Consider the following 20,552-nt stretch of genomic DNA (forward strand, 5'->3'; position numbering starts at 1 on the left):
TAGGTTTCGTGGCTATCTATGAGATGCGTCGCACACCAGTGCGGCGCATCAATCATTTCAGCACCGCGAGATCCCGCCCATGATGCGTCAGTATGAGCTTGTCGAGCGCGTCCAGCGCTACAAGCCTGACGTCAACGAAGCGCTGCTCAACAAGGCTTACGTCTATGCCATGCAGAAGCATGGCCACCAGAAGCGCGCCTCGGGCGATCCCTATTTCTCGCATCCGCTCGAAGTCGCCGCCATCCTCACCGACATGCATATGGACGAGGCGACCATTGCCGTCGCGTTGTTGCATGACACGATCGAGGACACGACCGCGACCAGGGCCGAGATCGACGAGCTCTTCGGCCCCGAGATGGGCAAGCTGGTCGAGGGGCTCACCAAGCTGAAGAAGCTCGATCTGGTCTCGAAGAAGGCCGAGCAGGCGGAGAACCTGCGCAAGCTGCTGCTCGCAATCTCCGAGGACGTCCGCGTCCTGCTCGTCAAGCTCGCCGACCGCCTGCACAACATGCGCACCCTCGACCATATGCCGGAGGCCAAGCGCCTGCGCATCGCCGAGGAGACGATGGACATCTATGCGCCTCTGGCCGGGCGCATGGGCATGCAAGGCATGCGCGAGGAACTGGAGGAAATCGCCTTCCGCTACATCAATCCGGAGGCTTATCGCGCCGTCACCGCGAGGCTCGCCGAGATTTTCGAGCGCAACAAGGGCGTCCTGCAGGAGATCGAGACGGCGCTGTCGGGCCTGTTCGACAAACACGCTATCAAGGCGAGCGTGAAGAGCCGGCAGAAGAAGCCGTGGTCGGTATTCCGCAAGATGGAGGCCAAGGCGCTCTCCTTCGAGCAGCTCTCCGACATCTTCGGCTTCCGCGTCGTCGTCGATTCGGTCGACGACTGCTACCGCGCGCTTGGCGCCATCCACACCACCTGGTCGATGGTGCCCGGCCGCTTCAAGGATTACATCTCGACGCCGAAGCAGAACGACTACCGTTCGATTCACACCACCATCGTCGGCCCGTCGCGCCAGCGCGTCGAATTGCAGATCCGCACCAGGGAGATGAACAAGATCGCCGAATATGGCGTCGCCGCGCATTCGATCTACAAGGACAGCGGCGGCAAGATGAATGGCGCCGCACATGCGATCTCCAGGGAAACCAACGCCTATGCCTGGCTGCGGCGCACCATCGAGCAACTGGCCGAAGGCGACAATCCGGAGGATTTCCTCGAGAACACCAAGCTGGAGCTGTTCCAGGACCAGGTGTTCTGCTTCACGCCCAAGGGCATGCTGATCGCGCTTCCGCGCGGCGCCACGCCGATCGACTTCGCCTATGCCGTCCACACCGATGTCGGCGACACCTGTGTGGGCGCCAAGGTCAATGGCCGCATCATGCCGCTGATGACGGAACTGAAGAATGGCGACGAGGTCGAGATCATCCGCTCCAAGGCTCAGGTGCCGCCCGCCGCCTGGGAATCGGTCGTGGTCACCGGCAAGGCGCGGGCCGCCATCCGCCGCGCCACCAAGAATGCGATCCGCAAGCAATATTCCGGCCTCGGCGCCCGCATCCTGGAGCGCGCCTTCGAGCGCGCCGGCAAGACTTTCACCAAGGAGAGCCTGAAGCCGGTGCTGCACCGGCTGGCGCGCAAGGATATCGAGGACGTGTTGGCCTCGGTCGGTCGCGGCGAGCTGAGCTCCACCGATGTCATGAAAGCGGTCTTCCCGGACTATAAGGACGAGCGTGTCACAGTCGCGCCGCCCAAGCAGCGCGAGGAGGGCTGGTCGAAGATCCGCAACGCCGCCGGCATGCTGTTCCAGATGCCCGGCACTCGGGCCGCGCGCAAGGACAAGGACCAGCCGCGAGATGGCGCTGTGCCGATCCGCGGCGTGCGTGGCGACCTGCCGGTGCGTTTCGCGCCGGAAGGTGCGGTGCCCGGCGACCGCATCGTCGGCATCATCCAGCCGGGAACCGGCATCACCATCTATCCGATCCAGTCGCCGGCGCTGCAGGCCTTCGACGATCAGCCCGAGCGCTGGATCGACGTGCGCTGGGATATCGACGAACGCACCAAGGAACGTTTCCCGGCGCGCATCTCGGTCACCGCCATCAACGCGCCGGGTTCGTTGGCCGACATCGCTCAGGTCGTCGCGTCCAACGACGCCAACATCCACACGCTGTCGATGATACGCACGGCGCCCGATTTCACCGAGATGCTGATCGACCTCGAGGTCTGGGACCTGAAGCATCTCAACCGGCTGCTGTCGCAGCTGAAGGACAATTCGAGCGTCAGCGATGCGCGGCGTGTGAATGGGTGAATAGTGAATAGTGAATAGTGAATAGTGAATGGAAGATGCTCTCACTACCATTCACCATTCACCATTCACCACCCGCCATGGGCATGGAGCAAACAATGAATACCGACGAAGTGCTGGGCATTTTCCGTGAGGCCGGCGCCGTGCTCGAAGGTCATTTCATCCTGACGTCCGGCTTGCGCAGTCCGGTCTTCCTGCAGAAGGCGCGGGTCTTCATGCATGCCGACAAGACCGAGCGCCTGTGCAAGGCGCTCGCGCAAAAGATCCGCAAGGCGGTGCCGGGACGCATCGACTACGTCGTCGGCCCGGCGATCGGCGGCCTGATCCCGGCCTATGAAACTTCGCGTCATCTCGGCGCGCCGGCCATCTGGGTCGAGCGGGAGGGCGGCGAATTCAGGCTCCGCCGCTTCGAGATCGCTGAAGGCTCGCGCGTCGTCATCGTCGAGGACATCGTCACCACCGGCCTGTCGATCCGCGAGACCATCGACTGCCTGCGCGAGCTTGGCGCCGAGGTGGTGGCGGCCGCTTGCATCATCGACCGCTCGGCCGGCAAGACCGATGTCGGCGTGCCGCTGATCGCGCTTGCCGAATATGAAGTGCCGGCCTATCCCGCAGACCGCTTGCCGCCGGAACTCGCCGCCATTCCGGCCGTTAAGCCTGGAAGCCGCAACATCTGACGTCGTGACGTGCAAAAACAAGCGCTTGAGCGCGCCGTTTGAATCTCGCTGCCAGCGGCGTATGTCGAGATCGCGATGATAGCAGGCATCGACCATTTCGTGCTGACGGTCCGCTCGGTGGAAGCGACCTGCGCCTTCTACGGGCGGGTGCTCGGCATGCGGCGGCTCGATGAACCGAACCGGCCGACCGCGCTTCTGTTCGGTCCGCAGAAAATCAACCTGCACGAAGTCGGACGCACATTCGAGCCAAAGGCAAGGACGCCGACGCCGGGTTCCGGCGATTTCTGCCTCGTGGCGGCGGTGCCGCTTGCCGAGGTCCAGGCCAGTCTCGAGGCCCATGGCGTGGCGATCGAAGTCGGTCCGGTCGAGCGCATCGGCGCGCGCGGCCCGATGATGTCGGTCTATTTCCGCGATCCCGACGACAATCTGGTCGAGGTCAGCGAGTATCGGCTTACCTGAGGTCGAGCCGCATGGCGCAGCGCTGGTCCCAGGGCATGCCGTGCTCGGCCTCGTCGCCGAGCAGGCCGGCCAACCGTCCGTCGATCTCGACGCCTTCCAGGGCGCGAAACCCGAGCTTGCGATAGAAGGGCGCGTTCCAGGGAACGGCGCGAAACGTGGTCAGCGTCACCGCCGCCAGTCCGCGCCACCTGGCGTCCGCGACCGCCCTTTCAAGCAGCGTGCGGCCGATGCCTTGGCCCTGCCGGTCGAGGCTCACGTCCAATTCCCAGATGTGCAGCACATCGTCCTCGATCCCGGCGCTCAGGAAGCCGACCGGCCGGTCCTTCCCGTCGGCGGCGACCCAGCATGCGCCCGCGGCGATCAGTGCGCAGTGCCGCTCGACGCTGACATTGTCGCCGTCGGCGAGCCACGCCAGTTCGGGAATGGCGCGGAACGCTTCCCCGGCCGACTGCTCGATCTGCGGCAGTACCTCGGCGTCCTCGGCCTGCGCCGGTCGAATGGTGATCATCGGCTCCGCATCCTGGTTGTTTTCCTCAGTTTCGCCAGAATGACGTGGTTGTTACAGCCTGCGGCAGACCATCGCGGCGGCGTTTCGTTGTTGCGCGGCCTTGTCGTCGCTATATCAGAGTTTTGTTGCCTTTCTGCGCCATCGAAGCGCAAGATATGTTGGCGCGTCCCGGTGGGCAGGGGCAGCGCGTGTTGGACCGGGAACTGGAAGAGAGTGCTTTTTCGACGCCGAGAGCCTGATGGCCTCCTGGAGCGGGTGCGTACTTATCTATGGCCGCGCCGCTCGTTCTCGCGTTCCGTGCAGTATTTCTCCAAGCGCATCCTGCGGCTGAAGGCGACGCCGCATTCCGTCGCCGCCGGCGTCGCCGCGGGCGTTTTTGCCTCCTTCTTCCCGCTTGGCTTCCACTTCATCGTCGCCGCCGTGCTGTGCTGGATCATCGCCGGCAACCTGGTCGCGGCCGCACTTGGCGCCGTGTTCTTCGGCAATCCGCTGACCTTCCCGCTTTTGTGGGGGGCGTCCTGGGAAACCGGCAAACTGATCCTGCATGAGCACCTGCCGAAGCACGGCCCGCCCGAGCATCTGGGCGAAATGATGCACAAGCTTTCCTTCGCGAAGCTCTGGCACCCGGTTCTGGAGCCGATGCTGATCGGCGCGGTGCCGCTCGGCCTCGTCTTCGGGCTGGTGTTCTACGCCATCACGCGCTGGGGCATGACCGTGTTCCGCGAGCAGCGCAGGAAGCGCATGGCCGAGCGCGCGGAGAAGAAGGCGCGGCAGGGCGGACGGGAAGTGCCGGCGGAATGATCATCGGCATCGGCAGCGACCTGATCGACATCAGACGCATCGAGAAATCGCTTGAGCGGCACGGCCAGCGCTTCGTCCAGCGCATCTATACCGAGGTCGAACGGGCCAAGTCGGAAAGACGCGCCGCCCGCGCCGCCTCCTATGCCAAGCGCTTCGCCGCCAAGGAGGCCTGCGCCAAGGCGTTGGGCACCGGCATGGCCGAGGGCGTGTTCTGGCGCGACATGGGCGTGGTCAACCTGCCGAGCGGCGCGCCGACAATGGCGCTGACCGGCGGCGCCGCGGCCAGGCTGGAGAAAATCCTGCCGAAAGGCCACCGCGCGCTCATCCATCTCACCATCACCGACGATTTTCCGCTTGCTCAAGCCTTTGTGATCATCGAGGCGGTGCCCGCCGAACAAGCGCCACATTGATTCCATCTGACCACGAGCGGCATGACGTTGCTCAGCGCCCGCCGAGACTCTATACAAACATCGCACAATCGAGGACGACATGAGCGTGGCTGAAAAATCGCAGAAGAAATCCGGCGGGCTTGGTGAAACCTTCTCCGTCATCATCCAGGCTCTGCTGCTCGCGCTCGTCATTCGCACGCTGCTCTTCCAGCCCTTCTCCATCCCGTCCGGCTCGATGCGGCCGACGCTGCTCGAAGGCGACTATCTCTTCGTCACCAAATGGGCTTATGGCTATTCGCGCTACTCGCTGCCATTCGGTCCCGATCTCTTCTCCGGCCGTATCTGGGGCTCGGAGCCCACGCGCGGCGACGTGGTGGTGTTCAAGTTCCCGCCGGATCCCTCGGTCGACTACATCAAGCGCGTCGTCGGCCTGCCCGGCGACAAGATCCAGGTGAAGAACGGCCAGCTTTTCATCAACGACGTCGGCGTGCCGCGCGTGAAGACCGGTCAGATCGACAATCCCGATGTCACCGAGGAAAACCGGCCGATCGACGTCTATCGTGAAACGCTGCCGAACGGCGTCAGCTACGACACGCTCGACATCAATTCCGATTCGATCGGCGACAACACGCGCGAATTCGTCGTGCCGGCTGGGCACTATTTCATGATGGGCGACAATCGCGACAATTCGTCCGACAGCCGCTTCGCCGTCGGCTATGTGCCGGCCGAGAACCTTGTCGGTCGCGCCAACCTCATCTTCTTCTCGATCGCCGGCAAGGCGAGCCCGCTCGAGATCTGGAAGTGGCCGTCGCTGATGCGCGCCGGGCGCTTGTTCCATTTCGTCCACTAGAGCGATGGCGGCCAGCAAGCGTTTGACCGCCGATGCCCTCGCCGAAGCGCTTGTCGAGCGGACCGGCCATGTCTTCGCCGACCGCCAGCGCCTGCAGCGGGCGCTGACCCATGCCAGCGCCCGTTCGACCCATGCCGGCGTCGACTATGAGCGTTTCGAATTCCTGGGCGACCGCGTTCTTGGCCTTGTCGTGGCCGACATGCTGCTCGCGGCCTTTCCCGATGCCGCCGAGGGCGAACTGTCGCTGCGTCTCAACGCGTTGGTCAACGCCGAGGCGCTCTCGGAAATCTCCGAACAGATCGGCCTGCCGGAACTCGTCCGCGCGGGTTCAGACGTGCGCAACCTCGAGGGGCGCAAGCGCACCAATCTGCGCGCCGATGCGCTGGAATCGCTGATTGCCGTGCTTTACCTGGATGGTGGCCTTGAGGCTGCCCGTGCGTTCATCCACCGCTACTGGCAGCCGCGCTCGCAGGCGATCGGCGCTGCCCGCCGCGACGCCAAGACCGAATTGCAGGAATGGGCGCACCAGGCGGCCGCCGGCGCCGTACCGGCCTATCGCATCGACGGCCGCGAGGGGCCGGACCACGACCCGCTGTTCACGGTCAGCGTCAAGGTCGGCGCTTTCGCTCCCGCGACCGGCAGCGGCCGCTCCAAGCGCGAGGCCGAGCAGGCCGCGGCGGCTACCCTTTTGCTGCGCGAGGGCGTATGGAGCGCGGCATGACAGAAACGGAAACCCCTGAAGCTCCCGCGACGCGTTCCGGCTTCGTCGCGCTGATCGGCGCGCCCAATGCCGGCAAGTCGACGCTGGTCAACCAACTGGTCGGCGCCAAGGTGTCGATCGTCACCCACAAAGTGCAGACCACCCGCGCCATCGTGCGCGGCATCGCCACGCATGACAACGCGCAGATCGTCTTCGTCGACACGCCCGGCATCTTCAAGCCGAAACGGCGGCTGGACACCGCGATGGTGACGACCGCCTGGGGCGGCGCCAAGGATGCCGATGTCGTCGTGCTTCTGATCGATGCCGAGCGCGGCATCAAGGGCGACGCCGATGCCATACTCGACCGGCTGAAGGACGTCCGGCAGCCGATGCTTCTGGTCCTCAACAAGGTCGATCGCGTCAAGCCGGAAACGCTTCTTGCGCTGGCCGCGACCGCGAACGAACGCGTGCCGTTCAAGCGCACCTTCATGGTCTCCGCGCTCACCGGTTCCGGCTGCAAGGACCTGCTCGACTATCTCGCCGAGACGCTTCCACCCGGTCCCTGGTATTATCCGGAAGACCAGATTTCCGACCTGCCGATGCGCCAGCTCGCAGCCGAGATCACGCGCGAGAAGCTCTATTTGAGACTGCATCAGGAGCTTCCCTATTCCTCGCATATCGAAACCGAGAAATGGGAAGAGAAGAAGGACGGCTCGGTGCGCATCGAGCAGGTCATCTATGTCGAGCGCGACAGCCAGAAGAAGATCGTGCTCGGCCACAAGGGCGAGACGATCCGCGCCATCGGCCAGGCCGCGCGGGGAGAGATCGCCGAGATCCTCGAACAGAAGGTGCACCTCTTCCTCTTCGTGAAGGTGCGCGAGAACTGGGGCGACGACCCGGAGCGCTACCGCGAGATGGGGCTGGAGTTCCCGCATTGATGCCTGTCGCCCAAAAGCGCGAAGCGGCTTTGGGATAACGACATGGATGACCCGCAACCGACCATAGATGGCGATCTCGTGCGCCGGCTGGTCGATACGCAGTTCCCTGAATGGAGGCATCTGCCGGTCAGCCCGGTCGCTTTCGGCGGCTGGGACAACCGCACATTTCATCTTGGCGACACCAACCAGGCCGAGGTGGAAAGGCAGCGCCAAGTGATCGACGAGGTGCTGGCGGATCACGGGCGCCGGGCTTGAGGACAGCATGCACGGCGTGCGTCAGATGAAAGCGTCTGACCCTGCTTCTTCCCGCGCCCGCAGCACATGCTTCTGGATCTTGCCCGAGGCCGTGCGTGGCAGGGCGTCCAACGGACAGAAGGTCTTGGGCACCTTGTAACGGGCGATGCGCGCGGCGCAGTGGCTGGCAAGCGCCATCGCATCGAGGGGACGGCCCGGCTTCATCACCACATAGGCGCGGCCGACCTCACCCCACTGCGCGTCGGCTACGCCGATCACCGCAACCTCGGCAATGTCGGGATGATCGAGCAAGGCTGCCTCTGCTTCGGCCGGGTAGACATTTTCGCCACCTGAGATGAACATGTCCTTGCGGCGGTCGATGAGGGTGACGAAACCGTCCTCGTCCATGCGGCCGATATCGCCGGTGCGAAACCAGCTATCGGCGCTGAAGGCGTTCGCCGTCTCGTTGGCGCGGTTCCAATAGCCCGGGGTGACGTTTGGACCCGCGATCCAGAGTTCGCCCGGCTCGCCCGGTGCCACATCGCGTTCGTCAGCGCCAACAAGGCGCATCGAAAGCATGGGGGCCGCCAGTCCTGCCGATCCTGCTTTCGCGGCGATCACCTGCGGGTCGATCGGCATGCCGAGAACCGTACCTGCTTCCGTCATGCCGTAGCCGTCGACCATCAGGATGCCCTGATCGAGCCACCAGCGGATGTTGGCGGCCGGATTTGGCGCGCCGCCGGTGAATAGCGCGGTGAGCGACGTCCAGCGGGAGGGGGCGAAATCCGCTTGCTCCCTCAGCATTTTCGCCATTTGCGGCACGCAGAAATAGTGCGTCACCCCGAGTTCGGGGTCGGCGAGGCGCCTGTTCGTCACACCGGCATCGAAGCCGGGGGAAATCAGCACCGTCGCCCCTTGCAGCAAGGGCGGCCGCAAGCTGGTGATCAGCCCGATCACGTGAAACATCGGAGTATCGCACAGAAAGACGCTGCGATTGCCTACCCGCCCGAGCACGCCGAAGTTGATCGCCGTTGCGAGCGCGTTCCGCTCGGTGAGGATGACCCCTTTGGAGCGTCCCGACGTGCCGGATGTGTAAAGGATGATCGACGTCGCATCGACCGAGGGCAGGGCACGGCGAGGCGCTGGCGGTGCCGCAACGATGTCGGCAGCAAAGGCGCCGACCTCGACGGTGGCGCGACCTTGCCGCGGCGGCTGCCATGGCGCTGCTTCGTTGCGGACGAGCAGGGCCGGCTCGCAATCGTCGAGGACGGCCAGCTGCTCTGCCGATGAGAGCCGCCAGTTGACCGGCACGAAGATCGCGCCGATCCGCATGGCTGCCTGTTGCAGGATCAAAAGGTCCGCGCTGTTGCGCGCGATCGCTGCGATCCGCTGTCCCGCCGTGAGGCCGTATCCGTCGGCCAGGACCGTGATGGCGCTCTGGATCGCCGCATCCAGCGCCGCATAGGTCCAGCGGCGGTCCGTCGCCAGATCGACGCATGCAAGGCGGTCGGGTTGCGACCGAGCGTAAAGCGCCACGGGATCCGGAGTCGTCCAGTGCGGCATCGGCATCTCCTCCCCAGTGCCGGTCAGTCCTGCTTGGGTGTCTGGCTCCTGTCATAGGCGCCGAGCCCCGGCTTGTAGCTCTTCTCGTCGATGAACTGCCGAATGCCTTCCTTGCGGCCGTTATTGTCGTGGAAGTTCGCCGCTTCCTGAGCCCGCACAAGATAGTCCTCGGCATTGTCATAGGTCATCTCGGCAACGCGGCGGATGGCGTCCTTCGTCGCCTTGAGCGCAACCGGATTCTTGTTCAGCAGCATTTTTGCCACCGCACTCACGCGCGCCTTCAGATCTGCCGCAGGCAGGCTCTCATTGACAAGCTTCCATTCGGCCGCCTTCTTGCCGCCGATCAATTCGCCGGTCAGTGCGTGATACATCGCGTCGCGCATCGACAGCAACTCGACGACCACCTTGGTCGCCCCGCCGCCGGGCAGGATACCCCAATTGATCTCGGAAAGAGCGAACTGGGCTTCGTCAGCGGCGAAGGCGAGATCGCAGGCAAAGAGCGGACCATAGCCGCCGCCAAAGCACCAGCCATTGACCATTGCAATGGTTGGCTTCTGGTACCAGCGCAGGCGACGCCACCAGCCATAGGCCTCGGCCTGAGCGCGGCGCACCGCGCCAAACCCCTTGGCTTCGGTCTCGCGGAAATATTCCTTGAGGTCCATTCCAGCCGACCATGCGCTTCCTTCGCCCGAAAGCACTAGAACGCCAACATCGTCGCGGAACTCCAACTCGTCCAAAACCTCCATCATGCGGCGGTTGAGAGCCGGGCTCATGCAATTGCGCTTTTCCGGCCGGTTGAAACGTACCCAGGCGATACCGCTTTCCACGTCGAAGGCGACAGTCTCGATGGCAGAAGTCATTTGGCTTTTTCCCGTACAGTCTGTCCGTTCATCCGCTTTGACTGCGGGAACGCGTTCGTTGCCAATTCGGCGCGCGTAAGCGGGCGAGCGACGCCCGCTTTCGATTTGCAGGAAAGGCCGGGGGAAATCGCTGAATGCTGCACTGCGGGCTCCTCCCTGCCTTGCGCCAATTCGCTATGTCAGATAGCATTATTGCTATGGCACATAGCATGTTATTGCTATCTGTCATAGTCTTTTTTCTTGACGGGGAGCACCCTCGCGGCGAAACGGTAACGCATGGAAAAGATTGAGAGTCGGGAAAAATCCACAGCCGAGAGACGCGCCCTCGACACATTGGTTGGTTATAATCTGCGCCGTGCCTCGGTCGTCATGCTCAACGATTTCGAGGTTGAGTTCGCCGAAGTGCCGCTGCGTCCGACGACCTTCGCGATGCTGGCGACGGTGGATGAGAATCCCGGCATCAGTTCCGCCGATCTTGGCCGCTTGCTCGGCATCAAAAGCGCCAACATGGCGCCGTTGATTGCGGAACTGGCTAACCGCGGGCTGATCGAGCGCCGCGGCCATGCGGAGGACAAGCGGGTGCAGATCCTGTTCCTGACGGCCGAAGCGCGCAATGCCATGCCGAAATGGCGCCAGCAGGCGCTGAGACATGAGGAGAGAGTTCTTCTCGACCTGACAAGGAGTGAGCGCGCCACGCTGCTGCGCCTGCTGCGCCGCGTCTGGATCGGCAAGGGAGGCTGAGATTGTTATGCAATAGTTGTGGCGCCCTTGATTTCGGGCGCCGCAATCATTTGCGGGCGGCAGATCGGCCGGCCCTTGGCCTTATCTTGATTTCATCGCGCAACGGGTGAATAGCTCCCTTCCATGGAATGGCGCGACGAGGGAATTGTTCTCGGCACCCGCAAGCATGGCGAAACCAGCGCCATCCTCGAGGTGATGACGCGCGCGCATGGCCGCCATCTCGGCTTGGTACGGGGAGGGCGCTCGCGCAGGCAGCAGCCGGTGCTGCAGCCCGGCAACCGCGTCGACCTCCTGTGGCGGGCGCGGCTCGACGAGCATCTGGGCATCTTCCAGGCCGAGGCGATCGAGATGAACGCGGCTCGGCTGATGGACAGTGCGGTCGCCGTCTACGGCCTGCAGACCATGGCCGCGCATCTCAGGCTCCTGCCGGAGCGCGACGCCCATGGCGGTCTCTATGAGGCGCTTGCCGTGATGATCTCCCATCTGGGCGATGCCGATGCGGCAGGCGAGCTGGTCGCCCGCTTCGAGCTGCTCATCCTCGATGAACTGGGCTTCGGCCTCGACCTCAGCCAATGCGCGGCGACCGGCACCAGGCAGGATCTCGCCTATGTCTCGCCGAAATCCGGACGCGCCGTATCGCGCGAAGCGGGTGCCGCCTGGCACGACAAGATGCTGGCGCTGCCGGCCTTCCTGCAGCGCGGCTCAGGCCTGCGCGCCGACGCGGCATCGCTCGAGGACGCGTTCCGGCTGAGCGGCTTCTTCTTCACCCGCCATGTCTACGAGCCGCGCGGACTCGAACCGCCCGACGCCCGCGCCGGCTTCCTCGCCGCGCTGCGGAGGCATCATGCGGCGGTGAAGGCCATTGCGGGCGAAGCAGGATAGCAAGGCAAGCGCCTGATGCATGTCGCCCAAAAGTGCGAAGCGGTTTGGGAGAAAGACATGCATCAGCGCGTCGCCTGTTCCGTTTCGGCGCGACGCGCTTTAATCCGCGCCGCGCCGCTCCAGGAAATCGTCGAGCATGGCGCGCTGGCCCTTGAGTATCTTGAGGCCGGCCTCGGGCAATGAAAACCAGCCGGCTCGATCCACCTCGGGGAATTCCTTCATGCGTCCCGATTTCGGCGGCCATTCCATGGTGAACATGTTGCTCCTGATGGCATCCGCATCGATGTCCGCTTCGACACTCCACGCGATGACGATCTTGCCGCCTGGCTGCTTGTAGCTGCCGAGCGGCCGGAAATCGCCGTCGACGGCGACGCCGAGCTCCTCTTCGGCTTCCCGTTTGGCGGCTTCGAGCTCATCCTCCTGGTCGCCGATCAGCCCCTTCGGGATCGACCACGCGCCTTCATCCTTTCTTGCCCAGAACGGCCCGCCTGGATGGACGAGCAGGAATTCGAACACACCGGCAATGCGCCTGTGGATCAGCAGGCCCGCGCTTTTCTGCGGCATCGGTCACCTCGCGGCATTTCTTCGCTCGCGCGAGAATAGCACGAGTATTTCGCGGCAGAGGTTACGCCATCTCGCCTGCAATGCCGGCAGCCTCGGCATGGGATAAGCCGGCAAGTTGCTGGCAATCGGCGCCGAAACATGCTCGATCTTGTTAGTCGGCCCGATCTAGTTAGTCGGCAAGACGCTGAGCTGCACCAGCCGTCTCATTGCCGCATTTGTTGGCCACGTCTGGTCTGGTTTTGAGGGAAACCACCATGTTTTTCAGCCTGATCGCCATTGCCGCCGTCATAGCTCTTTTCGTCATCGTCTCACGACAGCAGAACCGCATCGCACTGGTCGAGCGCGAGCTCGGCGTCCTGCGCGGCCTGGTGCAGTCGGGCGCTTCGCTGTCCGCGCCGAAGGCAGCCGGTGCGGCGCAGGGAGCTCTTCCCGAGGAGGCCAAGGCAGCCGTGGCGCCTGCCGCGCCGTTGGCTGACGGCGCGGGCGAAGACATCGCCGCGAAGCACGAGGCGGCCGAAGCGGAGGCAGCGGCAGGACCCTGGACGAAGGCCCAGGCGGCCGCGGCGCAATCCGCCGGGCCGTCCGAACCGGCGCAACCCGTTTCCACCACCGAGACGCCCGGAGCAGAGCCGCCCGCGCCCGCCAAGGCGGCGCGCCAGAGCGATGTCGAGACGGCGCTGGGCACGCGCTGGGCGGTATGGGTCGGCGGCATCGCGCTGGCGTTGGGCGGCCTGTTCCTGATCCGCTACACCATCGAGGCCGGTATCTTCGGCCCCGGCGTGCGCCTCGCCATGGCCGGCATCCTCGGCCTGGTGCTGATTGCCGGCGCCGAATTCATCCGCCGCACCGGCTTCAAGGTACCGGTGCAAGGCGCTGCCAGCGCCTACATCCCCGCGATTCTGACCGGGGCGGGCGCGTTCATCCTGTTCGGCACGGTCTACGCGGCGCACGGCATCTATGGCTTCATCGGCCCGGCGACGGCCTTCGCGTTGCTCGGCGTTATCGGCGTTGCGACCATTGGCGCTTCGCTCCTGCATGGCCTGGCGCTGGCCGGCATCGGCCTCGTCGGCGCCATGGTCACGCCGGCGCTGGTCGCCTCGGAGGCACCCAATCCCTGGGCCTTGTTCGTCTATCTGGCGATCGTGCTCGCCGCCACGGCGGCAATCGCCCGCATCCGTGACTGGAAGGCGTTGGTCGCCGCGGCTTTCGCCGGCACCGGTATCTGGACCATTCTCTACATGGTCGACGCGCCGGAGGTGAACCTCGCCGCCGTTCTGTTCATCAGCCTGGCGACGCTTGCCGTGCTTGCCTTGGTCTGGCTCGGCCTTTTCTTGGTTACTGGCCGCGACGCCGCCGAACGCGGCTTCGACTGGCCCTCGATCGTGCCCAGCTTCTTCATCGCCTTGAGCGCGCTCGGCCTGTCCGTCGATCCGGCCTTTGCCAGCGCCGGCGATGCCTTGCACGGCGCGGTCCTCCTGGCCGCGCTGGCCGCGGCGGCGCTCTACCGGCCGCGCGCGCTTCCGCTGGTCTTCGCGGCGGGCATTGCGACCGTGCTGATCTATCTCAGCATCATCCCACCCGCCACGATCGGCGCCGATGCGCTCGATGTCGGGTTGGACGCTCAACCCCTGGCGTCGTCCGACACGCTGACTTTCCGCATCGGCATCGCGCTTGGCCTGATCTTCCTCGCGGCCGGCTTCTGGGCGGCACGCCGCTTTGCGGCAACTGTTCCGGTGCGCGCGGCCTGCTGGGCGGCCTGGGGCGTCATTGCCCCGCTGGTGGTGCTCGCCGCGCTGTGGCTCACCTTCGGCGATATCGACCGCGATTTCGGCTACGCGATGCCGGCGCTGTTGCTGACACTGGTCTTCGCTGCCGGCGGCGAGTGGATCGCGCGCGCCGAGGAGCCGCCGCTGAGTGGCGGCCCGGCCGTGTCCTTCGCCCTTGCCGGCGCCGGCATCGCCGGCCTGCTGATGCTGCACATGGCCTTCGGCTCCGGCTGGACGACACTGCTGCTCGGCGCCGCCGCGATCATTCCGGCGCTGGCCACGCGCTGGCGCTCTTACCCAGTGCTGGGCTGGATCGGGGTGGGCGCGGCGGTCGCTGTGCTCGGCCGCGTCGCTTTCGATCCGACCATCGTCGGCGCGGCGCTTCTGTCGAGGACGCCGGTCTTCAACTGGCTGCTGCCTGGCTATGGCGTGCCGGCGCTCGCCTTCGGCTTCGCCGCCTGGCAGCTTGCCCGCACCACCAACGGCCGGCCGCGCCTTGCCATGGAGGCAGCCTCGGCGCTGTTCGCGCTGCTCACCATCGCCATGCTGGTGCGCCACGCCATGCATGGCGGCGTCATCGACACCGGCACGGTGACGCTTGCCGAGCAGGCGATCTACACGCTGATCGCGCTCGGCGCCGGCGCGATCCTTGTCGCCATCGACATGCGCTCGCCGAGCTCGGTCCTGCGCTATGGCTCGATGGCCGCCGGCGTGGTGTCGGCAGGCTTGATCGCGGTTCAGCATTTCGTGGTGCTGAACCCGCTGCTGACGGACGAGTCGACCGGGAAGATCCCGGTCTTCAATCTGCTGTTCCTCGCCTATCTGCTGCCTGCCATCGCTGCCGGCGCGCTCGCGCTCTATGTCCGCGACAAGCGTCCGCGATGGTACGCGGCGATGCTGGCGCTGATCGCCGCGCTGCTTGCCTTCGCCTATGCCACGCTCTCGGTGCGCCGCCTGTTCAAGGGCGAGTTCATCGCCTTGTGGAGCGGGCTCGGCCAGCTCGAGACCTACACCTACTCGGCGCTCTGGCTGGTCATCGGCGTGGCGCTGCTCACCGCCGGCGTCTGGCTGAAATCGCAGGTGCTGCGCATCGCCTCCGCAGTGCTGATCGCGGTCGCGGTGGTGAAGGTCTTCCTCTTCGACATGTCGGAACTGGAAGGCGTGCTGCGCGCGCTCTCCTTCATCGGCCTGGGCGCCGTGCTGATCGGCATCGGCCTGTTCTACCAGCGACTGCTGACGAGAGCGGCGAAAGCGGGGTGAGAGGCTTGGGCTTCCTGGACCTCTGTTGCTATTTCCGCGCAACGCCGCGCAGGCGGCGCTGGTCGGCTGCCTCTTTGATGAGGCCCGCAATCTTGCGAACGAATGCCGGACTGAAAGAACCGATCGGCTTTGTCGTCACGAGGTCGTAAGCTTCGTCAGTCCGCACACGGTTGTACTCGTCGAGGATCAGCCATGACGGAAAATCGAGGCCGCCCCTGCGGCACTCGATCTCACTGATGGCAATAGACGTGCGGGTCGGGCTGAGCTGCTGCGAGGTGAGTGGAAACAGGAACAGCGCCGCGGGCGTCGTCGGCGTTCGGACTACGACGCAGACGGGTCGCGCTTTGCGGCCTGATTCTTCACCGGCGTCAGCCTGCCGCGCCCATAGATAGTAATAACGAAGCAGGTCGCCGGGCTTAAACATCCGGTCCATCGTCGCTTATGATGGCTTCCAATCCCGACGTCAGTTCATCGTGGACCGCGTCAGGCGCATTCTCGAGCGTGTAGGCGGCATGAGACGAACCAACGAGTTGCCGGTATTGCCTGGCCGAAAGTATGACCAGTTTCTCCTTGCCGCGTTTTGTCAGGGCGACAGGCTCGATCATCGCCGTTTCGAGGATCTCGCCCGATGCGCGGTTCATGTCTGAAAAGGTGAATTGCTTCATGGGAGTGCCTCATACGTAACATACCTATTATACCTATGTTACGTAATCAAACAATCAATCTCGCACGGTTTTGAGCCGGGAATAAATCGCCATTCGCCAGCGTTATTCTCGTGCTTGGGTAATCGCAGCGGTTCGGCCGCTTCGCGCTGACTGCTTGCACCGCGCCGGGAAGGCGCGTTCTATCGGGATGGAAAGCGACCTCGAAACAAAGCGGTCATGGACGACAAGAAGGCAGCGATCCTGAGCGAAATACCGCGGCTGCGGCGCTATGCGCGCTCGCTGCTGCGCGACCGCGATTCCGCCGACGATCTGGTCCAGGATTGCCTGGAGCGGGCGCTTGTGCGGCTCGACAACTGGCAGACTGGAGAGAGCCCCCGGAGGTGGCTGTTTACGATCATGCATCACTTGTTCATCGACCAGATGCGCAAGGTCAACCGGCGCGGCGAGGCGGCGATGCTGCCTCTCGAAGCCGGTGAGGCCCAGTCCGCGCCCGCCGATCAGGTCGAGACCATCGCCTCGCGCGAGATCCTGGATGCCTTGCAGGCGATCAGCCCCGATCGCCGCGCGGCCTTGGTGATGGTCGCCATCGAGGGCTTTTCCTATGCCGAGGCCGCCAACATCCTCGGCGTGCCGGCCGGCACGCTGATGTCGCGCATCGCGCGCGGCCGCGAGGAATTGCGAGGCCTGCTCGAGGACACATCGCGGCGCCGCTCGATAAGGATCGTCGAGAAATGACCCGCCGCGATTTTTCCGAACGCGATATCCACATGGCCCTCGACGGCGAGCTGCCGGGTGAGGAGCGCATGGCTTATGACGCCTGGCTTGAGGCCAATCCCGAGATGAAGGCGAGGTCAGCGCGCTACATCGCCGATCGCGCCGCAATGCGAGCCGCCCTCGCGGGCGTGATGGACGAGCCGGTGCCGGCGAGGCTGCGGCAGGCAGTGCTTGGCGACGCGCCCATGAAGGCGCCGGCCTGGCGTTCGCGCTGGTGGCTGTCGGCTGCTGCCGCCGTGATGCTCGCTGTCGGCGGCTTGGGCGGCTATGTCGCCGGCGTCGACAGCATCGCCCGTGGTGGTGGCGACGACGACCAGCTCGCCGAGCAGGCGATCGCCGCCCATGTCATCTACGCCGCTGAGAAGCGCCATGCCGTTGAGGTCCCGGCGAGCGACAAGGACCATCTCCAGACCTGGCTGTCGAACAGTGTCGGGCTGAAGCTGGTTGCGCCCGACCTGGCGGCCGAGGGGTTCGAGCTGGTCGGCGGTCGGCTGCTGCCCGCCGGTGAGCAAGGCAAGGCGGCGATGCTTCTCTACGAGGACGCCAAGGGCGAGCGCATCTCGCTCTTCGTCACCGCCGAATCGGCCCAAACATCGAAGGGCACCTATGCGGCCGAGGCGGGTGGACCGCAGGCGGTCTACTGGCTCGACAAAGGCTATGCCTGCGCCGTCGTCGGCTCGTTGCCGCCGGAGCGGCTGTCGGATGTCGCAAAGAGCGCCTATGGCCAGCTCCTGGCCGGCATATCGAGCTGAACCGGCTGCGTTTTTCGGCGCCGGCAGTCCTTCGAACGGCAGTTCTGTTCAAGCGCCTGGCCCTTCCTGCCGTGGCGGAAACAGTCACAATTCGGCCCTAATCAAGGAGCGATAGCGCTTGATGAATGCTGGCGCTTCGGTCAGTGTTCGCAACGCATCCACCGGGGCCGTTTCTTAAACCCAATCGAGGTTCTCCCAAGCCCGCATGCCTGCCGAGATTCGCAAGGCCCGCGCGTCAGACGTCGATGACCTCGCCGCCATCGAGAAGGCCGTTTTTCCGGGCGACAGGCTCTCGCGCCGCTCTTTCCGCCAATTCATCGAACGTGAAACCGCCGAGATGCTGGTGGCCGAGAATGAGGGCCGTGTCGCCGGCTATGCCGTGGTGCTGTTTCGCAAGGGAAGCGGCGTCGCGCGGCTCTATTCCATCGCCGTCGGTCCGTTCTTCGCCCGGCTTGGCATCGGCCGCCTTCTGCTGGCTGCCGCCGAGGAAGCGGCCTTCGAGCACGACCGGCTGCTGCTTCGCCTCGAAGTGCGCGAAGACAACGATCGCGCCATCCGTGTCTACGAGCAGGCCGGCTATCGAAAACTGGGTCGCGAGCCCGACTATTACGAGGATGGCGCGACGGCGCTGCGCTATGAAAAGACGCTGCGCGGCGACACCCCGACCGCGACCAAGGTGCCGTTCTATCAGCAGACCTGCGAGTTCACCTGCGGCCCGTGCTGTCTGATGATGGCGATGGCCAATTTCGACAGTGGCTTCGTGCCGGACCCGGTCATGGAGATCCGCCTGTGGCGCGAGGCGACCACGGTCTTCATGATGTCCGGCCCTGGCGGCTGCGAGCCTTTCGGCCTGGCGGTCGCCGGCTACGAGAGCGGGCTAGCCGCCGAGATCTTCGTCTCCTTCTACGGCGCGTTGTTCCTGCAGTCGGTGCGGAGCGAGGACAAGCGCCGGGTGATGGAGCTCGCCCAGGTCGATTTCCGTCGCCGCGCCGAGCTCTACGGCATTCCCGTCAACTACCGTCCATTCGGCATCGACGATATCCGCCAAGCCCTTGCCGAGGGCAAGTTGGTGGTGGTGCTGATCAGCGGCTTCCTTATGTTCGGCAAGAAGGTGCCGCATTGGGTGCTGGCCATCGGCGACGATGGCGACCATATCCTGATCCACGATCCCTGGGTCGAGGATGAAAGACAGGAAACGATCCTCGATGCCGCAAACATTCCGGTGCCTTACGACATCTTCATGAACATGGCGCAGTTCGGCCGCGACGGCCTGCGCGCAGCTATCACTCTGGGAAAACGCTGAGACAATGACCTGGGTTATTCTGACAGGCAGGCAGAACGACATCGATCAGGTGGCCACACCCCACAAGATCATCACCAACCGCGACTATCTCGCGCATCCGGCACTGTTCCGCGGCCAGCGGCCGAAGGTGATCAACCTGTCCAACAATTACGGCTACCAGAGCCGCGGCTACTACGCCTCGCTGCTGGCCGGCTCGCGCGGCCACAGGGTGATCCCGACCGTCGAGACCATGATCGACCTGTCGGAGCGCAAGCTCTACGAGCACGCGCTGCCGGAGCTCGAGCTGGCCTTGAACAAATGCAGGAAGGACCTCGGCGGGACTTTCCCGGCCAAGGTCGCGATCTTCTTCGGCATCGGCCCGTCGAAAGTCTGGGACCGTTTCGCCAAGCTGTTGTTCGACTGGTTCCGCGCGCCGGCGCTCGAGGTCCATATCAAGGACAGCGCCGAATGGGCCTCGATCCGCAAGATCGGCTTCCTGCCGCTTGCCCGCATGACCGAGAGCGAGGAAGAGTTCTTCCTGCAATGCCTGGACACCTACACCAACCGCGAGTGGCGCGACACCAAGGGTCGCACGCCGGCGCGTTATACATTCGCGACGCTGGTCGACCCGCATGAGGAACTGCCGCCGTCGGAAATCTCCTCGCTGCGCTACTGGGCGAGGATCGCCGAGAAGATGGGCGTCGAAGTCGAGCCGATCACCAGGAAGGACCTCGCCAAGCTCGCCAATTACGACGCGCTGTTCATCCGCGAGACCACGTCGATCTCCAATCACACCTACCGCTTCGCGCGCCGCGCCCAGCAGGAGGGCATGCCGGTGATCGACGATCCGCTGTCGATGATCCGCTGCACCAACAAGGTCTATCTCAACGAGCTGATGACCTACAACAAGGTGCCGGTGCCGCCGACAGTGATGATCGCCGGCACGTCCGACTTCGAAGTGGCGGCACAGACGCTAGGTTTTCCCCTGGTGCTGAAGATTCCGGATTCGTCCTTCTCGCGCGGCGTCAAGAAATGCGAGAACATGGCGGAGCTGACCAAGCTTGCGACCGAATGGCTGGAAGATTCCGATCTGCTGATCGCGCAGAAATTCATTCCGACCGAATATGACTGGCGCGTCGGCGTGCTCGGCGGCCAGCCGCTGTTTGCCGTGCACTATCTGATGGCGAAGAAGCACTGGCAGATCGTCAACCACAAGGCCAGCGGCAAGCCCGACCAGGGCGGGATCAAGACATTCACGCTCAAGCAGACGCCGCCGCATGTCGTCGAGACGGCGGTCAAGGCCGCAAAATGCATCGGCGACGGGCTCTACGGCGTCGACCTCAAGGAGACCAAGGACGGGGTCTTCGTCATCGAGGTCAACGACAATCCCAATCTCGACCACGGCTGGGAGGATTCCGGCGAGAAGGACGAGCTCTGGGTGCGGCTGACGCAGTGGTTCCTGGAACGCCTGGAGAGGCCGGATAAGTAACGGCCGGAAAGGCGGAATTGAGGAACTGGGGAATTGAAGAATTGAGCAGCTGATGAACTGAAGACGGATGGCTCCGATAGCTGCTCCATT

22 protein-coding genes are annotated in these 20,552 nt (G+C 64.5%); 16 read left to right on the plus strand and 6 right to left on the minus strand.

Features of this window, described 5'->3' with window-relative positions; genetic code table 11:
* Positions 1-79 precede the first annotated feature (79 nt).
* The 3 genes from WDX12_RS20920 (at position 80) to WDX12_RS20930 (ending at position 3,444) form a co-directional block, all read left to right on the plus strand.
* Positions 80-2,311, plus strand: coding sequence for a RelA/SpoT family protein (locus WDX12_RS20920; RefSeq protein WP_320294961.1), 2,232 nt, complete (start codon positions 80-82; stop codon positions 2,309-2,311).
* A gap of 95 nt (positions 2,312-2,406) precedes the next feature.
* Complete coding sequence (gene pyrE / locus WDX12_RS20925) at positions 2,407-2,985, plus strand: orotate phosphoribosyltransferase (protein WP_320294962.1); 579 nt, start codon at positions 2,407-2,409, stop codon at positions 2,983-2,985.
* Positions 2,986-3,060: 75 nt separating this feature from the next.
* On the plus strand, positions 3,061-3,444 hold the full coding sequence (locus WDX12_RS20930; protein WP_434721848.1) for a VOC family protein: 384 nt from the start codon (positions 3,061-3,063) through the stop codon (positions 3,442-3,444).
* On the opposite strand, the gene WDX12_RS20935 is transcribed toward WDX12_RS20930, so the two are convergent.
* Positions 3,437-3,952, minus strand: a complete 516-nt coding sequence (locus tag WDX12_RS20935) for a GNAT family N-acetyltransferase (protein ID WP_434721849.1) — start codon at positions 3,950-3,952, stop codon at positions 3,437-3,439. The two genes, WDX12_RS20930 and WDX12_RS20935, sit on opposite strands and share 8 nt — an antisense overlap.
* 213 nt (positions 3,953-4,165) lie before the next feature.
* On the opposite strand from WDX12_RS20935, the gene WDX12_RS20940 reads away from it, so the two are divergent.
* The 6 genes from WDX12_RS20940 to WDX12_RS20965 all read left to right on the plus strand — a co-directional run bounded on the left by WDX12_RS20940 (position 4,166) and on the right by WDX12_RS20965 (position 7,885).
* Positions 4,166-4,753, plus strand: a complete 588-nt coding sequence (locus tag WDX12_RS20940) for a DUF2062 domain-containing protein (protein WP_320294965.1) — start codon at positions 4,166-4,168, stop codon at positions 4,751-4,753.
* Complete coding sequence (gene acpS, locus WDX12_RS20945; RefSeq protein ID WP_434721850.1) at positions 4,750-5,163, plus strand: holo-ACP synthase; 414 nt, start codon at positions 4,750-4,752, stop codon at positions 5,161-5,163. The genes WDX12_RS20940 and acpS overlap by 4 nt, the downstream gene beginning before the upstream one ends.
* Before the next feature lie 79 nt (positions 5,164-5,242).
* Positions 5,243-5,992 carry a signal peptidase I gene (gene lepB / locus WDX12_RS20950; RefSeq protein ID WP_320294966.1) on the plus strand — a complete coding sequence of 250 codons (750 nt, stop codon included), beginning with the start codon at positions 5,243-5,245 and terminating at the stop codon, positions 5,990-5,992.
* Positions 5,979-6,713, plus strand: a complete 735-nt coding sequence (gene rnc / locus WDX12_RS20955; RefSeq protein WP_430699242.1) for a ribonuclease III — start codon at positions 5,979-5,981, stop codon at positions 6,711-6,713. The genes lepB and rnc overlap by 14 nt, the downstream gene beginning before the upstream one ends.
* Positions 6,698-7,630 carry a GTPase Era gene (gene era / locus WDX12_RS20960; protein WP_434721851.1) on the plus strand — a complete coding sequence of 311 codons (933 nt, stop codon included), beginning with the start codon at positions 6,698-6,700 and terminating at the stop codon, positions 7,628-7,630. The genes rnc and era overlap by 16 nt, the downstream gene beginning before the upstream one ends.
* A 42-nt stretch (positions 7,631-7,672) precedes the next feature.
* A complete protein-coding gene (locus tag WDX12_RS20965; RefSeq protein ID WP_434721852.1) occupies positions 7,673-7,885 on the plus strand; it encodes a hypothetical protein in 213 nt (70 codons plus the stop codon).
* A 21-nt stretch (positions 7,886-7,906) separates the two neighbouring features.
* Here WDX12_RS20965 and WDX12_RS20970 read toward each other — a convergent pair whose 3' ends face one another.
* Together WDX12_RS20970 and WDX12_RS20975 are read right to left on the minus strand one after the other, a co-directional pair.
* Positions 7,907-9,427 carry an AMP-binding protein gene (locus WDX12_RS20970; protein ID WP_434721853.1) on the minus strand — a complete coding sequence of 507 codons (1,521 nt, stop codon included), beginning with the start codon at positions 9,425-9,427 and terminating at the stop codon, positions 7,907-7,909.
* A gap of 23 nt (positions 9,428-9,450) precedes the next feature.
* Positions 9,451-10,287, minus strand: a complete 837-nt coding sequence (locus WDX12_RS20975) for a p-hydroxycinnamoyl CoA hydratase/lyase (RefSeq protein ID WP_320294970.1) — start codon at positions 10,285-10,287, stop codon at positions 9,451-9,453.
* A gap of 276 nt (positions 10,288-10,563) precedes the next feature.
* Here WDX12_RS20975 and WDX12_RS20980 point away from each other — a divergent pair, with 276 nt between their 5' ends.
* Positions 10,564-11,028, plus strand: a complete 465-nt coding sequence (locus WDX12_RS20980; RefSeq protein ID WP_434721854.1) for a MarR family winged helix-turn-helix transcriptional regulator — start codon at positions 10,564-10,566, stop codon at positions 11,026-11,028.
* Between the two features lie 123 nt (positions 11,029-11,151).
* Positions 11,152-11,910, plus strand: a complete 759-nt coding sequence (gene recO, locus WDX12_RS20985; RefSeq protein WP_320294972.1) for a DNA repair protein RecO — start codon at positions 11,152-11,154, stop codon at positions 11,908-11,910.
* Between the two features lie 99 nt (positions 11,911-12,009).
* On the opposite strand, the gene WDX12_RS20990 is transcribed toward recO, so the two are convergent.
* Entirely contained in the window at positions 12,010-12,474 is a 465-nt protein-coding gene (locus WDX12_RS20990) for an NUDIX domain-containing protein (RefSeq protein ID WP_434721855.1), read from the minus strand.
* A 254-nt stretch (positions 12,475-12,728) separates the two neighbouring features.
* Between WDX12_RS20990 and WDX12_RS20995 the strand changes: the two genes are divergently transcribed.
* Positions 12,729-15,500 carry a DUF2339 domain-containing protein gene (locus WDX12_RS20995; protein WP_434721856.1) on the plus strand — a complete coding sequence of 924 codons (2,772 nt, stop codon included), beginning with the start codon at positions 12,729-12,731 and terminating at the stop codon, positions 15,498-15,500.
* Positions 15,501-15,528: 28 nt separating this feature from the next.
* On the opposite strand, the gene WDX12_RS21000 is transcribed toward WDX12_RS20995, so the two are convergent.
* Together WDX12_RS21000 and WDX12_RS21005 are read right to left on the minus strand one after the other, a co-directional pair.
* Positions 15,529-15,924, minus strand: a complete 396-nt coding sequence (locus tag WDX12_RS21000; RefSeq protein WP_434721857.1) for a hypothetical protein — start codon at positions 15,922-15,924, stop codon at positions 15,529-15,531.
* Positions 15,917-16,165: a type II toxin-antitoxin system prevent-host-death family antitoxin gene (locus WDX12_RS21005; protein ID WP_434721858.1), complete on the minus strand. Its 249-nt coding sequence runs from the start codon at positions 16,163-16,165 to the stop codon at positions 15,917-15,919. Before WDX12_RS21005 ends, WDX12_RS21000 begins: the two co-directional genes overlap by 8 nt.
* A 216-nt stretch (positions 16,166-16,381) precedes the next feature.
* Here WDX12_RS21005 and WDX12_RS21010 point away from each other — a divergent pair, with 216 nt between their 5' ends.
* The 4 genes from WDX12_RS21010 (at position 16,382) to WDX12_RS21025 (ending at position 20,462) form a co-directional block, all read left to right on the plus strand.
* Entirely contained in the window at positions 16,382-16,900 is a 519-nt protein-coding gene (locus WDX12_RS21010) for an RNA polymerase sigma factor (protein ID WP_320294976.1), read from the plus strand.
* Positions 16,897-17,691 (plus strand): anti-sigma factor family protein, encoded by a 795-nt coding sequence (locus WDX12_RS21015; protein WP_434721859.1) that lies wholly within the window; start codon positions 16,897-16,899, stop codon positions 17,689-17,691. The genes WDX12_RS21010 and WDX12_RS21015 overlap by 4 nt, the downstream gene beginning before the upstream one ends.
* Positions 17,692-17,896: 205 nt before the next feature.
* Entirely contained in the window at positions 17,897-18,994 is a 1,098-nt protein-coding gene (locus WDX12_RS21020; RefSeq protein ID WP_434721860.1) for a peptidase C39 family protein, read from the plus strand.
* A gap of 4 nt (positions 18,995-18,998) precedes the next feature.
* Positions 18,999-20,462 (plus strand): RimK family protein, encoded by a 1,464-nt coding sequence (locus tag WDX12_RS21025; RefSeq protein ID WP_320294979.1) that lies wholly within the window; start codon positions 18,999-19,001, stop codon positions 20,460-20,462.
* The last annotated feature ends 90 nt before the right edge of the window (positions 20,463-20,552 follow it).

It is taken from the genome of Mesorhizobium sp. RIZ17 (genome assembly GCF_051127865.1).
Classification (GTDB): domain Bacteria; phylum Pseudomonadota; class Alphaproteobacteria; order Rhizobiales; family Rhizobiaceae; genus Mesorhizobium; species Mesorhizobium humile.

Excerpts from the sequence above, each read along its gene's own strand:
- recO (WP_320294972.1), top strand. The coding sequence starts at position 11,152 with ATGGAATGGCGCGACGAGGGAATTGTTCTCGGCACCCGCAAGCATGGC.
- WDX12_RS20980 (WP_434721854.1), top strand. The coding sequence starts at position 10,564 with ATGGAAAAGATTGAGAGTCGGGAAAAATCCACAGCCGAGAGACGCGCC.
- WDX12_RS21010 (WP_320294976.1), top strand. The coding sequence starts at position 16,382 with ATGGACGACAAGAAGGCAGCGATCCTGAGCGAAATACCGCGGCTGCGG.
- WDX12_RS21000 (WP_434721857.1), bottom strand. The coding sequence starts at position 15,924 with ATGTTTAAGCCCGGCGACCTGCTTCGTTATTACTATCTATGGGCGCGG.
- WDX12_RS20975 (WP_320294970.1), bottom strand. The coding sequence starts at position 10,287 with ATGACTTCTGCCATCGAGACTGTCGCCTTCGACGTGGAAAGCGGTATC.
- WDX12_RS20995 (WP_434721856.1), top strand. The coding sequence starts at position 12,729 with ATGTTTTTCAGCCTGATCGCCATTGCCGCCGTCATAGCTCTTTTCGTC.
- WDX12_RS20930 (WP_434721848.1), top strand. The coding sequence starts at position 3,061 with ATGATAGCAGGCATCGACCATTTCGTGCTGACGGTCCGCTCGGTGGAA.
- WDX12_RS20990 (WP_434721855.1), bottom strand. The coding sequence starts at position 12,474 with ATGCCGCAGAAAAGCGCGGGCCTGCTGATCCACAGGCGCATTGCCGGT.
- WDX12_RS20965 (WP_434721852.1), top strand. The coding sequence starts at position 7,673 with ATGGATGACCCGCAACCGACCATAGATGGCGATCTCGTGCGCCGGCTG.
- acpS (WP_434721850.1), top strand. The coding sequence starts at position 4,750 with ATGATCATCGGCATCGGCAGCGACCTGATCGACATCAGACGCATCGAG.
- era (WP_434721851.1), top strand. The coding sequence starts at position 6,698 with ATGGAGCGCGGCATGACAGAAACGGAAACCCCTGAAGCTCCCGCGACG.
- WDX12_RS20970 (WP_434721853.1), bottom strand. The coding sequence starts at position 9,427 with ATGCCGCACTGGACGACTCCGGATCCCGTGGCGCTTTACGCTCGGTCG.
- WDX12_RS21020 (WP_434721860.1), top strand. The coding sequence starts at position 17,897 with ATGCCTGCCGAGATTCGCAAGGCCCGCGCGTCAGACGTCGATGACCTC.
- WDX12_RS21005 (WP_434721858.1), bottom strand. The coding sequence starts at position 16,165 with ATGAAGCAATTCACCTTTTCAGACATGAACCGCGCATCGGGCGAGATC.
- WDX12_RS20920 (WP_320294961.1), top strand. The coding sequence starts at position 80 with ATGATGCGTCAGTATGAGCTTGTCGAGCGCGTCCAGCGCTACAAGCCT.
- WDX12_RS20935 (WP_434721849.1), bottom strand. The coding sequence starts at position 3,952 with ATGATCACCATTCGACCGGCGCAGGCCGAGGACGCCGAGGTACTGCCG.
- WDX12_RS21025 (WP_320294979.1), top strand. The coding sequence starts at position 18,999 with ATGACCTGGGTTATTCTGACAGGCAGGCAGAACGACATCGATCAGGTG.
- WDX12_RS21015 (WP_434721859.1), top strand. The coding sequence starts at position 16,897 with ATGACCCGCCGCGATTTTTCCGAACGCGATATCCACATGGCCCTCGAC.
- pyrE (WP_320294962.1), top strand. The coding sequence starts at position 2,407 with ATGAATACCGACGAAGTGCTGGGCATTTTCCGTGAGGCCGGCGCCGTG.
- lepB (WP_320294966.1), top strand. The coding sequence starts at position 5,243 with ATGAGCGTGGCTGAAAAATCGCAGAAGAAATCCGGCGGGCTTGGTGAA.